Here is a 16,998-nt window from a genome sequence, read left to right as displayed (position 1 = left end):
CAAATTTCGCTCAAACTGATATTTAACATTAAAATACGGATGCGACAGAACCACTTTGGCTGGCCTGTGCCCGTTAATGCGATAGAGCCAATAATTCTCTATATCCAAACTGACCCCAGATATGCTATTAATTCATTTTTACATGGAACAGGACTTAATCATGCCAGTATCAGCGTTGCAGCACAGAGTTTCAGCCGGAGCTTATCAGAATAAGCTTCACAATAATATCAGGGAAAGCTATACAACACAGGCTCAAAGCCTAAACTCAGACCATTCTGCCATCCCGGATGAAATACACCATTTAGGAAGCTGCATTAATAGAGTAGTTAGTTCTAACGAAGAGCTGAGCAGACCATCGTACCAGATTACATCTCCGAGACAGGGCATAGGCGCACCGCTGTTGATGCTGTTGAGCCAGGTCAGACTTGATGGTATCCCGATTTCATCAACAACTGATATCTCCGCATTCACCTCTGAGAGAAGCGTGTTCCCTTCAGTTTCCCGAAATGCACCGCATTCAGATAACAGCGGTAGTGGCTTCAGTGCCATACTGAGTTCGGTTGAAAATACACTGTATGAAGCAGGTGAGTTTATAGCCCTGCATGACCCCCTGACGTTTCCGGCGGCGGATGCAGTGCCTGTACTTATTGTATCTACACCAGAAAAAAACGGTACGTATGAAATTCAGGATGACGTTGTAAGTCAAACACTGTCACCAACATCTGTTGGTGACAGTGTTGATTCAGACAAAAACTATTACAGCTTTACGGAAAAAACGAAATGGGCAAACTTTATAGATAACGGTCAAAAGGCACTAGGGGAATTTTATGATGATTATAAATCAAAAAATCCTGGATTGAAAGATCTCGCCAGAAACATCCTTAGAGAAAAAATAAAAGAACGATTCCATTTGGAAATTGACCCCGATGAATTTAAATTCATTCTTTTTAATGGAGTGATATATGAAAACGGAGAGAAAATACAAACCGACCCTAAAGTAAGCAACACATTAACTGGGTGGGTGTTTTCAAATTTTGACTCGAGTATACAAAATAATCTTGTTGATATGAATGCAATGTGTGGGATTTACAGTTCAGATCTTGAAAATAACATCGAATATAATTCGCGAGATGCAATAAGCATAAAACCAACTCAATTTATTAATCTGGTTTGGGATATGGATTTTTACAATTTCGCCAAAAAAAACATAACAGACACACTCAATAACAATAAAGGCATGCTAATAAAAAAATACTTTATTGATGTGGTCAATGATCTTGATATCAGCGGCATTGATAAAACATCCGTAAAAGATATTTTAAACGGCATTGGGGTACTAAATGACACCAATGTCAGTGTAACGCTTTTCGATATCGATGGATATAATTCTGCTAATGCCTTCGTCTTTAAGAATAATGACAGCAGATGTGTAACGCTTTATTTTCCTCAAAGTGATTTTAAATTTATGTCATTCCGATCATATTTTGATATGCAGTCATGGATAACGAATGCCTGTAATAGCAAACAACATCGAGATATGATTGCGTCTCATTTTACTATAGCTGAAAGACAGGACGGAATGTTTTACTATGGAGTGGATGAGTGGCTTAAATCAATTGATGAAAACAATGATTATTATGATAAGATAGCAATAAGATCTACGCCAGTATCTCCTGAGAATTTTTTTGATTATCTGCATAATCAAATAAAAGATAAAGCTCTTTCCGACCTTGATTCACTGGTGAAGTCAGATGCTGAGGTCACCCGAGATATGTGGGAGGATATGATCGATGCTTCAAATGTCATAGCTAATCCAGTGTCTCCATTTTTGTCATTAGCAATACATATTGAACATGCGATAGAGGCTGACACTTATGGAGAACAACAAAATGAATGGAGTAAAATAAAATCAGATTTGATTAATATTGCCTCAATGGTGGTAATGGATAGAGTGATGAAATTCCCTGATTTGGAGGGGCATCCTTTCATAGAAACAGTCAAGTCAGGTATTGATAGTGGAGATATGAAATATACAGAAATCTTAAACGAAGAAGGAATTGAAGTACAGGGTGAAGATTGGGAGGATACTGATAATATTGATGAAGACGATATGGTTTATGACCCGGAAAATGGATGCTACAGAGTTAAAAGGGGTGCGGGTTCAAGTAAAACATGCGCAGAGTGGCAGAATCCAGGCTTTAATGACAAACCAGATCTGAGTATATTTGATGAGTATACTAGCAGAGCTATTTCTGCTGAAGAAAGCAGTCTTCGTTTTTTAAAAATAAATGAACATATATACAGAGGGACAGAAAATGATTATTTATACTTAAAGCACAAGGAGTATTATTTTAGAATTATTGATAAAGATGAAACAACTCTATCTGTTTATATAACAAAACCTGAGGAAGCACCTGTTGATAGCAAAGGCACATACCTTGTGTGGCTTACTGATATTTCTCATTTAAATTATAAGCTTAAAGGAATATTTCCTTTAGAGGGAACGAAAGCGTACAAACGTTTTTTGGATGCAAAAAAATATCTTGGTAGTGATAAAGGCTTTGTGAATTCGCCACTAATTAATAACGTATTGGATGCGAATTTAGATAAAGGGCTTCAGGTTATTAATGAAAAGAATATACTCCCGGTAAAGGGATTGTATCGGGTGTTTTCAAAAGCTGGTTCTAGGGAGTATTATATTAGAAGGAAAGACCGTTTCTTTAGAATCAACCGTGAACACAATACTATCTCAATTTATTCAAAATCCATCAAAAAAGAAAACTTAATTTCAGAAGTAATTAGTAGTGAGAATGGAGTAATCTATCCAGCAACGGATGAGGGAAGGCATGATATGAAAACAAGAGATACCATGTTTGGTCTTCATATATCCAGAGCTGCTGCTGAATTTTATAATTATCAAGATGGCCGCTCTCTATATGATACCCTTGTTGGTGAGGAATGTGACGCTATCAGAGCTTATGGAAGAATGTACTCGGGTGATGTTAATGCGTTTTTACATGATGACATGCCGGATCCTTATGTCACAGTCAGTATTCGTGAGAGCTTGGTTGAAACCATTTCCTCTATTAGATCAGGATTGAAAAAAATACCCCCTTATGAAGGTTTGGTTTATCATGGAGGTTCTTTAGCAGAAAATATAAATGATTCATTGAGTCCTGGATGTGTAGTATCAAATAAACCATTTATGTCAACTACAGTAGATCGTGAAGTAGCTAAATTGTTTGCTCAGGGCAAGGATAGGGTTATTTTTGAAATAAACATAAAGGAGTCTGGTCACCCTATTTCCATGCTTACTGGAAAACATGATGAAGCCGAAGTGTTGATTGAAGACCATCAATACTTCAGGGTTAAAAATAAAGACAATAATTCACGCAAGATAGAATTGGAGGAGGTCTTGGAGTCCTCTTTAAGTCAGGCAGAAAAGGAAAGTGTGATTTACATTAAGTAAAACGGTTCATGGTTAGGAAACTCAATGGTTCTGTCACATTAACAGAGCAGAGTCAGCAAAAGTTGCGCTGCCGGTTTTTTAGGCAGCCAACAAATAAAATTGTTCCGACGGGGATAAATGCGCGCCAGTGGAATGCTGATATTGCCCTTTACGTATCATATGAACCAGCTCAATACCGGACAGAATTGCTTGTGCCCGCCGGAACGACTTAAATCCCAGCATCGGCCGTATTCGGCGTTTGATATTCCGGTGATCCTGCTCAACCAGATTGTTCAGGTACTTGCTCTGCCTGATGGTCATCCTTTCGGTTTGCTGGCGTTGAGTGTGGTCAGGGCGGCCGTGTTGGCGCCACTTTTATCGATAGTCACCCCCTCTGGTTCATCGTGATGACGAATGGCCTTGCGAAAGAAACGCAACGCAGCGGCGGCGTCCCGTCTGGCGGTCAGCAGGAAGTCGACGGTTTGTCCTGCAGTATGGGGTTGTAAGCGGGAACCCGCCAAAATTTTGTGAGAGCGCTACAGCTTTTTGGGATCCACGCAGGAACCGAAATCCTGATCCACTCCGGCAGTCGGAATCAGGGGTTGTACGCAGGAACCCCTGATTTTTTCGCAACCAGTAACGGCGGGGATTGTCACGTAAACGACCGGTTGAGTGGCAATCATTAAAACAACGATTTTAACGCTGAAACTTATCACATAATCCGTAACTTATTCAACGTCATGCAAATCATATGGTCTTTAGCTTTGGTGACGAAATTTTCTGGGGTTCCGGCGTACAAAAAAACCTTAACGTGATTTTCGTTCCACTGAACGTCTGACCCCAGCACCATGAGACCTAAGATTCTATTGGTTTCCCAGTTTTAAACTCCGATGTATCCAACAAAGGCATGACATTGTCTCGCTTAAAACCATAATTCCCAATGGCAATAGCTAAGTTACTTATTGTGTCAGCATTTATAAAAATCGCCTCTTCCCTAACAGTTTTGTTAGTATTAAATGTATCAACAAACTCTTTTATATTCATGTTATAAGCAAACTTAATATGTCCATCTGTAACTATATTTTCCTCTTTCAAAGGACGGATTGAATGAGTATAAAAATCATGTGAATCATCAAGTTGCACATGAATAGGAATTTCATCTCCGTTTGTTTTATCCAGACAAGATTTCTGCTTTATAACCTGAAATAAATCAAGCTTAGTATGAAAATGACTCATTTCATGAATTAGAATATTAATAGCGTTAACTGTGCATTTTGCAAAAAAATTATCCGTCAGCAAAATCCTTCTGTCCTTATCGTTTATTTTTACCAATGCATCAGTAGCAGCTGTCTCGGTCATAGAGCCATATCCATAATATATAGTATCTCTTTTATTTTTTAAGACTTCTCCTATTTCATATTTTATTTTTTTGTAGATGGAGGCCAGTCTTGGTTTAACATCATCGACATCGACAATGCCGTAATATCTTAGGTGGTTGTCCAGTTCATTATTTCTTTTATCTTCTAATTGTTTTATTGCTGAATCCAACAAATTCATGGCGTTAAATGACACTCCTTTAAAAAATTCATATTTATCATGCTCAATACATTTAAGTTGCTCAAGCCCTCTGGCAACAACATTAATGCCATTGGAATTTAAAAAGGTTACAAAATCATCAGGTAAATGTGATCCAGAGCAAAGTGGTGCTGCGTCCGCAACCGGAAACCTCAGAGGGTCATTCCGGGTTATAAACGAACCTGTTTCATACAGTGCATTCGCAACTGGACTTAGCATGGCACTGAAGCCCGTGTTACTGTTATCTGAATACGCTGTATTTCGGGAAACTGAGGGGGACACGCTTCTCTCAGAGGTGAATGCGGGGATATCAGTTGTTGATGAAACAGGGATACCATCAAGCCTTACCTGGCTCAACAGCATCAACAACGGTGCGGCTATGCCCTGTCGCGGAGATGTAGTCTGGTAAGATGGTCTGCTCAGTTCTTCGTGAGAATTGACTGCTCTGTTAATACTGCTTCCTAAATGGTGTATTTCATCCGGGATGGCAGAGCGGACCGGGTTTATGCCCTGAGCCTGTGTTGTGGAGCTTCCCCTGATATTATCGTGAAGTTTATTCTGATAAGCTCCGGCTGTAAATCTGTGCTGCAACGCTGATACTGGCATGATTAAGTCCTGGTCCATGTAAAAATTACTTAATTATATATCTGTGCCTTTATTACTTTCAATTAACAACTCTTTCGCTTATTTACTTCCTTCCGGTAGTGTTCGGCTCCGCATTAACGTCCGGTATACTGTTGGCCGTGACACTGAAAACAATTCAGCCAGGTCGCTAATCGAGTACTGCCCGGTTTCATGCATCCGGTACAGCTCCTTCTGTTGTTTCTCAGACAACTTTGGTTGTTTCCCCCGTAATTTCCCTTTCGCCCGTGCAATAGCCATGCCTTCCCGGGTACGCAGACGTATCAGGTCGCCTTCAAATTCCGCGAAAGTCGCCAGCACGTTGAAGAACATTTTCCCCACCGGGTCTTCCGGATCGTAGAGGCTGGCTCCCAGCGCCAGCTTCACACCTCTGGCCTGTAATGCATCCGCAATTTCCCGCGCATCCGGAACTGACCGGGCCAGCCTGTCCAGTTTTGGTACGACCAGCGTGTCTCCCTGCCGAACGGCCGCCAGAGCCTGATCCAGACCGGGCCGCTGGCGATTTGAGCCGGTCAACCCCTTATCGGTATAAATCCGATCCGGAGAAACACCGAGTTTCACCAGCGCCTCCTGCTGGGCGGTCAAATCCTGCTTATCAGTAGAGCACCGGGCATAGCCAATGCGTATTTCTGTCATAAATATGTACGTATAAGGGGCCGTCAAAGAGATTGATACCGTACCAGTTATATGAGACAACGTCAGCAGTGATTTTCTCCGAAGCGCAAAATTAATTTTTACCGTCCGCAGAACGATCCTCTTACGGACATATCCAGTGTGAGGTCAGGATGACATCCCGCCGTAAAGATAAAGGCAAAAGACTCTCTGTTTTAACGGATGCAGAAAAATTCGCGTTGTATGGCCTGCCTGACTTTGATGAAGGCCAGCAGCTGGAGTATTTGTCGCTCACGACAGAGGAGCTGACGCTGGCAACCAGCCGCCCCGGAATACTGGCGCAGATTTATTGCATCCTGCAGACGGGTTATTTCAGGGCCAAACACGCCTTCTTTCGTTTTTCACCGAAGGACGTGGAAAGTGATTTCGATTTTGTGGTTCAGCGTTACTTTCGTGAAATATCCCTCACCGACAAAACCATTACCGATCATGAATATTATGTCCAGCGTAAGCTTATTACCGACTTCTTCGGGTATCATCAGTGGTCCGGCTCCGTTAGCCCGCAGCTCGATGCCCGCGCAGCACAGATTGTGCGTCGTGATATTACCCCTGGATTCGTTGCCACTGAACTTATCTGCTGGCTGAATGAAAATAAAATCGTCCGGCCGGGCTATTCCACGCTTCAGAAAATCATCAGTAAGGCGCTGTCAACGGAACGACAGCGCCTGGCGGACATACTGTTGTCTTTCCTCGATACAGAAACACAGAGCGCACTGAATTCACTCCTGAAAAAAGATGATGCACTGTCCGGGCTGGCCGTGTTGAAACAGGAGGCGAAAGATTTTCGATGGCGACAAATGTCCAGGGAAAGGGAGAAACGAAACCAGCTGGAACCGATATATCAGAAGGCGCGACAGTTGCTGCCCGAACTCGGGATCTCGCAACAAAATTTGCTGTACTTCGCCAGTCTGGTCAACTTTTATACCATCCACGATCTGCGGAACCTCAAAACAGAGCAAACCTGGTTGTATATGATGTGCTATATCTGGCTTCGCTACCGGCAACTGTCAGATAATCTCACCAGCGCCATGATGTGGCACATGAAGCTGACAGAAGAGCGCTGCAAGGAAGAGGCCAGAAAAAACTTTGAAGCAGATGTTCTGCAGCGGCAACAGGAGAACAATAAAGTCGGCCGTCTGTTATCCCTGTTTGTCGATGACGATGTGATGGACAGCATCCCCTTTGGAGATGTGCGCCAGAGGGCCTGGAAAATCATGCCCCGGGAGGTCCTGCAGAACACCGCGCAGCGAATGCGGATTAAACCTGCCAGCCGGATGGCCCGACGATGGGAGGCGGTTGACACTCAGACTGCTCATATACGACGCCATTTACGCCCGCTCTTTTGTACTCTGAACTTTTCCAGCGTGACGCCTGAATGCCCCTGGCTTGCTGCGCTGGCATGGGTCAGGGCGACGTTCTCAAGGCAGTTGCGGTTGACGCAGCGGCCGCTGGCAGAATGCCCACCGGCTACGCTCCCGCCACGACTGCGAACCTGGTTACTGAGCGTTGATGAAAACGATACGCCAACCGGGCTTCATGCTAACCGTTATGAATTCTGGTTGTACCGACAAATAAGAAAGCGACTTGAGGCGGGAGAGCTTTATCTTGATGACAGCCTGCAGCACCGCCACCTTTCAGATGAGCTGGTTTCCGTAGAGGAAAAAGCCGACATTCTGGCCCAGATGGATATCCCGTTTTTACGTACCCCAGTCGAACAGCAGCTGGATGAACTGACCCGCGAACTGCATGAACAGTGGATAGTGTTCAACAGGGAGCTTAAGCAGGGTAAGTTGTCACATCTGGAATTTGATCATGATACACAGAGACTTAGCTGGCGTAAGTCGGACACGACCGGGCAATCGGACAGTGTGACGGATTTTTATTCACAGTTGCCCCTGTGTGAACTGGCGGATATTTTTCGCTTCGTTAATCAGCGGTGTCAGTTTCTGTCGGCACTGACGCCGCTACAACCGCTGTATGTAAAAACGGGGGCTGATGCAGACAGTCTGATGGCGGTAATAATGGCACAGGCCATGAATCACGGTAATCTGACGATGTCCCAGACCAGTGATATTCCCTACCATGCGCTCAACGATTCCTACGAGCAATATCTGCGTCTTTCCACACTGAAGGCTGCATGTGACTGTATTGGCGACGGAATTAAGACGCTTCCTGTCTTCCCATATTACTCACAGGAGCTGGGGGAACTGTATGGCGCTGTCGATGGACAAAAATTCAGCGTCGAACGTCCGACGATCAAAGCCCGGGCATCAAAAAAATATTTTGGACTTGGGAAGGGCGTGGTGGCCTACACTCTGCTGTGCAACCATATTCCACTAAATGGTTATCTCATCGGCGCGCATGAGTATGAAGCACATCACGTTTTCGATATCTGGTACAGAAATACCAGCGGGATTGTACCAACAGCGATAACCGGTGACATGCACAGTATTAACCGGGCTAATTTTGCCATTCTTCACTGGTTCGGGCTGCGTTTCGAACCCCGCTTTACCTCGACAGAGGACATGCTGAAAGAGCTATACTGCGCGGGCGATCCGGAGCGTTATAAAAAATGTCTTATCCAGCCTGTAGGTCAGATAAATCAGCAAGTTATCATCGATGAAAAACCGCACCTGGACCAGATTGTCGCCACTCTGGGGATGAAAGAAATAACTCAGGGTGCCCTGATCCGCAAATTGTGTACCTATTCAGCGGAAAATCCGACAAGGAAGGCCTTGTTTGAGTTCGATAAACTGATCCGTAGTCTTTACATCCTCCGGTATCTTCGTAACCCGCAGGTGGCCAGAAACAGTCACCGGTCTCAAAATCGCATTGAGTCCTGGCATCAGCTTCGTTCAGCGATCGCGCAGGTTGGTGGCAAAAAAGAGCTGACCGGACAGAATGATGTTGAGCTGGAAATCAGCAATCAGTGTGGGCGGCTTCTCAGCATCATTATTATTTATTATAACTCCGCCCTGTTGTCGCGGTTGTTGCAGAAGTATGAGGATATCGGTAACACCCGGGGACTTGCTCTTCTCAGACGAATGTCGCCCGTAGCCTGGCAACATATCTTTCTTAACGGGCATTACACCTTTATCAGTGAAGGGAAAGAGCTCGATCTGGACGCCATGATTGAGGGGTTGACGTTGTCATAGCCAGGCCCGCAAAATTTTGGCGGGTTCCCGCTTACAACCCCAGTATCTACCGCGCGGTACAGATATTTCCACTGGCCTTTGATTTTGATGTCGGTTTCGTCCATGCGCCACCGCCGACCCACGGTGCGCTTATGTCGACGAAACGCCTTATCCAGCAACGGCACCAGACGGATAACCCAGCGGTGAAGCGTCGAATGGTCAACGATGACGCCTCGCTCGGCCATCATTTCTTCGAGATTGCGCAGGCTAAGGGCATAAGCCAGATACCAGCGAACGCACTGGGCAATGATATCGATGGGATAGTGCAGACGCTTGAAGGCATTTCGGATCAGAGACATGGTCAGGCAACATCACAAAAAAACAGTATGTTACCTGACGCCGCCTTAATGCGACAGAACCCTCGTTTATGCCCAGGCAAACTCAAAAGACCTTATTGAGTTTCCTAACCATGGACGGAAACCCAATCTCAGAAAAGTTCATGTAATGATCATTTTTTGAAATACAAATCAGATGGTCATGAGATAATTCCCCATTCATCAAATCATCAAGTGAGTATGTATGCCTAATATTACTAATACCCATCTGACACAACCCCATTATCCCCTCGCTTTTGTCGAGGCAAAGACTGACCATGGCGGTGAGCGTTTTGTGGTTAATAAAAATACAGGAATCATTTACCAGCTTTCGAGGGTTACAAACAGTAGCTTGCAACTAAATCAGGTTGATTTATCTACACTAAATGGAATGGGCATCAAATTTATAGATAAGGTTACACACTTCAATGCTAATGAGATAATGAAAAATCCTAGTATGATCAATACTGTTCTTAGCCCGTATAGCTTTAATAGCACATTGCCTGGCCGATTCAAAGCCATCACCGATTTAGATGCGGTAGAAAAGACCCAATACAAACAGTTATCAGAATCCGACAAAACGGCACAACTGCGTCAGGCTCTCCTCTCGCTTGTAGACAACGATCTGAAAGAACCGTTCAGTAGTCTGTTAAATGAGTGGGGAACCTATGGTGTTTCCGCCTGCGAGGTCGATAAGGGAGCTTATTCCAATTTCAAAGAATTCTATGATGAAGAAATGGCAAGCCATGCCGTAAAAAAAGATGATTATGCCAAACTTGATTTTTCCACCCAAAATATTAAATCACACATTACCGACCCACGTTGTTTAAACGCTAAACTGACGCCATTACAACTGTTCAAAGCGGCTTTTCAGCTAGGAGATGCCCCTGCAGTTTCCAACTTTCGTTTTATGAACAACCCAGCCAGTAAAGACGACGGTAAATACCGGGAGTGGATGTATCACTTTGACAACAGTAATTATGCTGCCGAGTTTAAACTGATTACCACACGTACCGCAGGTACCGAGCAAGCCAACAACGAACAGTACCTGGCTGCGTTCCCCTATGATACCGAAAAAACCATCCGTTTTACGCAAAGCGAAGCGGCAACAAAATTCCCGACGATGGACGACCTGCAAAAAGAATTCAGTAATATACCGGGAGCCCGCTATGTGGTTATTCGTAACCCCGACAACACAACGCCGATTGAAACAGGTATTCGTACCGAAATGATCGTACATCACCGTTCTGCAAGCGGCAAAAACGAAACGGAATCACGCGACGCCGAATTGATGACCTTCCATGGTGCTGAGCGATGCCAACCTTTCCTTACTCCACAGGAACTTGAACAAGCCCCGCATCTCACGTCATTACAACGTTTCGTATTGAGTGAATTCCGTGATGCCGAGCCGCAACAATTTGTTGAAGCATTAAAAGAACAAAAAGAAACCCTTAATGCACAAATAAGGCAAAGCCTAACGGGCAACGCACTTAAACCACTAGAAAAAATAACCGTGGCAAAATTCAGTGAAGAGGGACAACAAATCACCAACGAGGAATTATTCAGTAAACAGATAAGCACTTACAATAACCTACCCGAAGTTATGGATAAGCTCCCAAAACTGGAGTTTTCTTCTGCGGACTTAACTGAGGACGTGCTCACTATCGTTCCCATGCTAATGAACTACGATCAGAATGCAGAATTGAAGCCGGACTGCTCCGAAAACAAGGCATTTCCTGCCAGAACCCAATTGCGGGAACGCACTAACGAACAATTCAGGGAACCGTTGGAACGAGATTTACAACACGTCCAAATGAGTAACAGCCCCAACAACCTTCTCTCCATGGATAAATTGATTGATATCACTCATCATATTCAGGACTTTTACCAGAAGGGAGTCCATTCTCTCAAAGAGTTAAAGGCAGACCCTAAAGTGATAGCGTTATATGAAAGCCGGGCAGAATTGGCCAGAGAGTACGCCAGTCAGTTCCCGACACGCGCAACTCACCCAGAAACCCATCAGGTACTCTCACTGTTCACCTACTACATGGTAGACGATCTGGACCAGGCAGCCGCCACTTTGCATAACCTGGCGGCCAACGTCGATAGCACTCAGCTTGCCCGTATGAAAGAGCAACAGCAACCACTACTACAGCACTTTATTACCCATCGTCTGTTAAACGATCAACTGGCAGACTGAACCTGTTTCTCCGGGGCCATGATGGCCCCTTTCTCTACAAACGAATAAATAACCAATATGATTATTCAAAATTATCGAAGCATGATTGGCCAATTTTTTCCGCTCCAGCAGGAAAATAATGAAGCCCGTACAGCAAATCTGACCCAGGACAGAACCGCCGGGGAATTTATCAAAATGGATGCCGTGCCGGGTGATAGTAAAAGTAGCATTGAGAAAATGACTCACCCTCTGGCAGGGTGCGATGAAACAGGAAGCATGTCACCTTATATGATGGTGCTGCTTGGCGATCAAAGAGCGCTGGATTTTGCCGATAAAGTGCTTCATGCACCGAGACAGCGCTTGTTGGACACACTGGGTATCGATGCTGATAACAAAGCAGATCGCCACGCCCGGCTACATAGCGAACTGGAATCCCTCGCTCGCTTCTACCCAAATAATCCTGAGTTTGAACCCCAAAAGATCATATTAAATGACCAGCCTTTTATCGAGCAGGAGCCTACCAAACCTTACTTTGCTGGACAAAAAATTATCACACCTGATTTCACCACCTACCGTGCAGAGCAAGAAAAACAAAGAAATAATCTTTTATTATGTAAAACGCGAGATGATAGCGCGCTGTATTTCAATCAAACCCCGATCATCGAACTAAAAAGGTACAACGAGGATGTATTTGCCAAAGAAAAAGCGCTGCGTGCTGGCGAGAACTTTTTGAATAAAACGCAATATTTCACCCCAATGGTCGAGTATTTAACCCAATTCAGCAAAGAAGGGGATATTTTGGTACAAAACCCCTTTGAAACCAGCAGCGATAAAAATACGCCGCACTTACAATTTATTCCTGGCGATGTCCCCTTGCCCCTGTTCTATCAAAACTCGCAGGTGTTAATTGATGAAAAGTACCAACAGGTTGACTGGTATTTACCTACCTTGGCTGTGACCGTGGATAGCCGACAACATGACTGGCGAGAACAGACAGAACGGGTACAGACGGTGTGCCAGGAGTTACTGGCTAATCAACACATCAGTACTACACCAGTGCTCAGGAATCTGGGGAATGGCCTGATAGAAATGTATTTGATCTTCAAACAGGATGGTAGCGATTTGGCAGCAGAAATTATGCAACAGGCCCCCGGTTGGCTGGAATCCTGCGGTATTTTCATTTCTAATACGCCAAAAGCAGTTATGTTTACCACCTTGGGTGCAGTTCAGTATTACGCCCCCTACGGGGTCACGGATAAGGAACAACTGTTGACAAGCCTAGTGCAGCAACTCATTAACTGAGCATAAATGCTTGTACAGTGATAGCCTGGCAACACATTTTGTTAATCGATATTACACATCCAGAGCCGCGCTGAGATTGTGGACCTGAATTCACTGGTTAACATGCTGAGGTAGGGTAACGGAAATATCGACGGAGAAGTCGTCTAAATAGCGGCTCTTCCGTTTTGAAGTGGCCAAAATTTAGTCTTAACGAATGGAAGGGACTTCCCCTGATTATGCGCCTGATTAACTCTTGTGCAATCATGGGGTAAACACAGCCCCGGAGGGATTCGTTATGACCATCACGACAGTCGGTATCGATCTTGCTAAAAATGTGTTCGCTGTTCACGGTGTTGACCAGAATGGCAAAACAGTTCTGATTAAATCCAGAGTAACCCGCACCGCTCTTCCCGGGCTGATTGCTGGTTTGCCACCCTGTGTTATCGGAATGGAGGCCTGTTCCGGAGCGCATTACTGGGCAAGACTGTTCCGGCAGTATGGTCATGAGCCGCGTCTGATGGCTGCAAAGTTTGTATCTCCTTATCGCATGGCCGGTAAATCAGGGAAAAATGATCCAGCTGATGCACAGGCTATCTGTGAAGCGGTTCGTCGCCCACATATGCGATTTGTACCAGTTAAGGATGAAAGCCAGCAGGCGATGCAGTGCCTGCACCGCACTCGTCAGGGGTTTATCGAAGAGAAAACAGCAACGTATAATCGCCTGCGAGGATTGATATCTGAATTCGGCGTCATCGCGCCACAAAGTACTGATGCCCTGCGACACATGGTTTCTGCACAGAAGAATTCTTTACCACTTCAGGTTCAGCAATGTGTTGATGATTTGCTGGAGCACGTTGCTCGTATCGAAGCCAACATAGCTGAATATGACCGAATTTTGTCCCGCATGGCCAAAACAGATCATCGCAGTCAGCGGCTGATGGAGCTGAAGGGTATTGGCCCCACAACGGCCTGTGCGCTGGTCGCCAGTATCGGTAATGCACATGATTTTAAGAATGGGCGCCAGCTGGCAGCCTGGCTGGGGCTAACTCTATCGCAGTACAGCAGCGGCGGAAAGTCGAAGCTTGGCAGGATAACGAAAGCTGGCGATTCGTATCTGAGAACACTTCTGGTTCAGGGTGCCCGCTCGGTACTGATCGGGGTGGAAAAAAGGACTGATTCATTCAGTCGTTGGGTTTGCTCACTGGTCGAACGCAGAGGATACTGGCGCGCTGTTGTTGCCATCGCTGCCAAAAATGCAAGACTGTGCTGGGCATCATTGCATTACGGTGATGATTTCAGGCTGTACTCAGCCAGCTAAAGCACGAAGCAGCAGTATAACCATCTGACCTGCAACTCGTTGATGATAAAGGGTTAGACCCCGTGAGGCCTATCTGGCTATTGTACAGGATATACGTATCCGCTTAACGAACAAGAACCTCACGCGCGTCTTTCATCAGGGTCCGAATCGATGACGATTCATCATGGCCGTTTATAGTGCCGCAGTCTCTCCCCCTTTATTTTTACTGAAGAGCAGACAGAAACCTTGCATACCGGCGTTGACATGCCGGGGAAGCCCTTATAGTACAATAATTTTCGATATCCAAACTGACCCCTTAAAGAACCTTTTGGGGTATGGACATGCCAAGGATAAACAACTTTAATAAGGTGTTTTTCTATGGACAAACTAGTATGAAGATAACCCGTTAATTGTACTAAAGATTATTAATGTCCATAGTCGTCCATATTTCCTTTAGATCGATGAAAGCTTTCTCGATCTCTCCTCGGTGCCTAATTGCGGCAATCTGGAACTGTTTGGGTGGCAGATCAGGGACAAAGTGTGGAGCGAGACGAGGCTAAAGATCGGCGTCGGGATTGCGCAAACCAAAACGCTGGCCAAGCTGGCAAATTTTGCCGCCAAAAGATGGGTGAAACAAACCAACGGCGTGGTCGACCTTTCCAGCCTGGAGCGGCAGCGTAAGCTGATGAATAAGGTGCCGGTAGAAGAGGTCTGGGGCATTGGGCGGCGGATAGCAAAAAAGCTGAACGCGATGGGGATAGAAAGCGCGCTGCAACTGGCCGATGCCAGCACTACCATGATACGTAAACGCTTCAGCGTGGTCATCGAACGAACGGTGCGGGAACTTTGTGGTGAACCTTGTCTTGAGCTGGAAGAGTTCGCGCCAACCAAGCAGCAGATTATCAGCAGCCGCAGCTTTGGCGAACGCATCACCGAGTATGAACATATGCATCAGGCGATCTGCTTATACGCCACACGAGCGGCAGAAAAACTGAGGGCGGAACGGCAGTATTGTCGGCACGTCAGCGCCTGGATCAAAACCAGCCCGTTCGCCACTCACGAGGCCTATTACGGTAATTCGGCCAGCGTCAAATTGAACACGCCAACGCAAGACACCCGCGATATTATTGCCGCCGCCATGCGCTGCCTGGATGCCATTTGGCAACCCGGTCATCGTTTCGATAAGGGCGGTGTGATGCTGCAGGATTTTTTCAGCCAGGGCGTTGCACAGCTCGACATGTTCGATGAGTATCAGCCTAGGCATGGCAGTGAAGAGTTAATGAAAGTAATGGACTCTATCAATAACTCGGGCCGGGCCAAACTGTGGTTTGCTGGCCAGGGAACGCAGCAGGTGTGGTCAATGAAGCGTGAACTGCTGTCACCGGCTTATACCACCAGGCTGAGTGATTTGCCCCGTGCTCGGGTATACTGAGCGGCGATTTTCCCTGACCACTACGCCATAACGTGGTGTTTTATAATTTTATCAGTAAGTTACTAGCTAATGGATTAACGCTATGCGCAGGCCTCTATCATCTTATCACCCGCTGCTTTATTGGTTACGAGTCCAGCAAAAGCGGGTTTTGCGCCATCTTACGTGGCAATGGTCATCGCGCCGGTACGCCAGTGAGAAAAGGCCGGAGCAGCGGCTGGATCACCGTTTTATCAAGCACACCTCGAAGCTGATCCGCAAGCTGGGCAATAGCGATATTGGTTTGCAGCACAATAAAGTGATTAATCTGCGGCTGGCGGTTGCGGCAACCAGCGGAATTATTATCAAGCCGGGTGAGTATTTCTCGTTTTGTAAGCTGGTGGGGAAACCGACTCGCACGCGTGGTTTTGTTGAAGGGATGGAGCTGTCGTTTGGCGAAGCGCGCAGCGGTATTGGCGGGGGTATTTGCCAGCTCAGCAATTTAATCCACTGGATGGCAATCCACTCACCGTTGGTAGTGGCCGAACGGGCCAACCACAGTTTTGATCCTTTCCCGGACGAAGGGCGGATCTTGCCTTTTGGCTCGGGAGCCGCCATTTTCTACAACTATATTGATCTGGTGCTGCATAACCCGACTCAGGATAGCTTTCAACTGGTGTTCAACGTTGCGGAACACCAGTTGGAAGGTGAGCTGCTGTGTTCGGCCCCTCGCACGGTGAAATATCATATCTACCAGAAATCCCACCGATTTATCCGTCGGCAACAGCGTGTCTACCGACAGAATGAAATCTGGCGTGATATCTCCACCAAAGGGCAGGACTCGGTGGTGTTACATTCTGAACGGCTATACCAGAACGATGTGGTGGTAAAATATGATGTTGAAGAACATAGGGTTGAGTGAATATCGTCAATCACGCGGAGCCTCAGCGCCTTGCCATTGACAGCACAACGGTAACAGAAGGAACCC

Annotated in this window: 8 protein-coding genes and 3 pseudogenes; 7 read left to right on the top strand and 4 right to left on the bottom strand. The window is 45.7% G+C overall.

Annotation, left to right across the window (positions count from 1 at the left end):
* Window positions 1-160 precede the first annotated feature (160 nt).
* On the top strand, window positions 161-3,469 hold the full coding sequence (locus WN53_RS26945) for a dermonecrotic toxin domain-containing protein (RefSeq protein WP_158645294.1): 3,309 nt from the start codon (window positions 161-163) through the stop codon (window positions 3,467-3,469).
* A 78-nt stretch (window positions 3,470-3,547) separates the two neighbouring features.
* On the opposite strand, the pseudogene WN53_RS27735 reads toward WN53_RS26945, so the two are convergent.
* The 3 genes and pseudogenes from WN53_RS27735 to WN53_RS23220 form a co-directional block, all read right to left on the bottom strand.
* Window positions 3,548-3,942, bottom strand: a pseudogene (locus WN53_RS27735) (DDE-type integrase/transposase/recombinase); the annotation flags it as partial.
* A 361-nt stretch (window positions 3,943-4,303) separates the two neighbouring features.
* A complete protein-coding gene (locus WN53_RS28745; protein ID WP_158645293.1) occupies window positions 4,304-5,629 on the bottom strand; it encodes a hypothetical protein in 1,326 nt (441 codons plus the stop codon).
* A 78-nt stretch (window positions 5,630-5,707) separates the two neighbouring features.
* Window positions 5,708-6,301: a recombinase family protein gene (locus WN53_RS23220; RefSeq protein ID WP_024485381.1), complete on the bottom strand. Its 594-nt coding sequence runs from the start codon at window positions 6,299-6,301 to the stop codon at window positions 5,708-5,710.
* Between the two features lie 149 nt (window positions 6,302-6,450).
* Between WN53_RS23220 and WN53_RS23215 the strand changes: the two genes are divergently transcribed.
* Window positions 6,451-9,492: a Tn3 family transposase gene (locus WN53_RS23215; RefSeq protein ID WP_024485380.1), complete on the top strand. Its 3,042-nt coding sequence runs from the start codon at window positions 6,451-6,453 to the stop codon at window positions 9,490-9,492.
* Between the two features lie 41 nt (window positions 9,493-9,533).
* Here the strand turns inward: WN53_RS23215 and WN53_RS27730 are convergent.
* Window positions 9,534-9,830 (bottom strand): annotated as a pseudogene (locus tag WN53_RS27730) (IS6 family transposase); the annotation flags it as partial.
* A 220-nt stretch (window positions 9,831-10,050) separates the two neighbouring features.
* Between WN53_RS27730 and WN53_RS23205 the strand changes: the two are divergent.
* The 5 genes and pseudogenes from WN53_RS23205 to WN53_RS23185 all read left to right on the top strand — a co-directional run bounded on the left by WN53_RS23205 (window position 10,051) and on the right by WN53_RS23185 (window position 16,932).
* Entirely contained in the window at window positions 10,051-12,045 is a 1,995-nt protein-coding gene (locus WN53_RS23205; RefSeq protein ID WP_152526609.1) for a hypothetical protein, read from the top strand.
* Between the two features lie 57 nt (window positions 12,046-12,102).
* Window positions 12,103-13,326, top strand: coding sequence for a hypothetical protein (locus WN53_RS23200; RefSeq protein ID WP_024485377.1), 1,224 nt, complete (start codon window positions 12,103-12,105; stop codon window positions 13,324-13,326).
* Between the two features lie 274 nt (window positions 13,327-13,600).
* The gene (locus WN53_RS23195) at window positions 13,601-14,623 is read left to right on the top strand and encodes an IS110 family RNA-guided transposase (protein ID WP_024485376.1); all 1,023 of its coding nucleotides are present in this window, start codon (window positions 13,601-13,603) and stop codon (window positions 14,621-14,623) included.
* Window positions 14,624-15,059: 436 nt separating this feature from the next.
* A pseudogene (gene umuC / locus WN53_RS23190) lies at window positions 15,060-16,034 on the top strand (translesion error-prone DNA polymerase V subunit UmuC); the annotation flags it as partial.
* Between the two features lie 148 nt (window positions 16,035-16,182).
* Complete coding sequence (locus tag WN53_RS23185) at window positions 16,183-16,932, top strand: VanW family protein (protein WP_235166983.1); 750 nt, start codon at window positions 16,183-16,185, stop codon at window positions 16,930-16,932.
* Window positions 16,933-16,998 lie beyond the last annotated feature (66 nt).

Origin of the sequence: Serratia fonticola (assembly GCF_001006005.1) — a bacterium.
GTDB lineage: Bacteria > Pseudomonadota > Gammaproteobacteria > Enterobacterales > Enterobacteriaceae > Chania > Chania fonticola.
The sequence above is the reverse complement of the archived record's forward strand: the minus strand, read 5'-3'. Positions and strand labels throughout refer to the sequence as shown.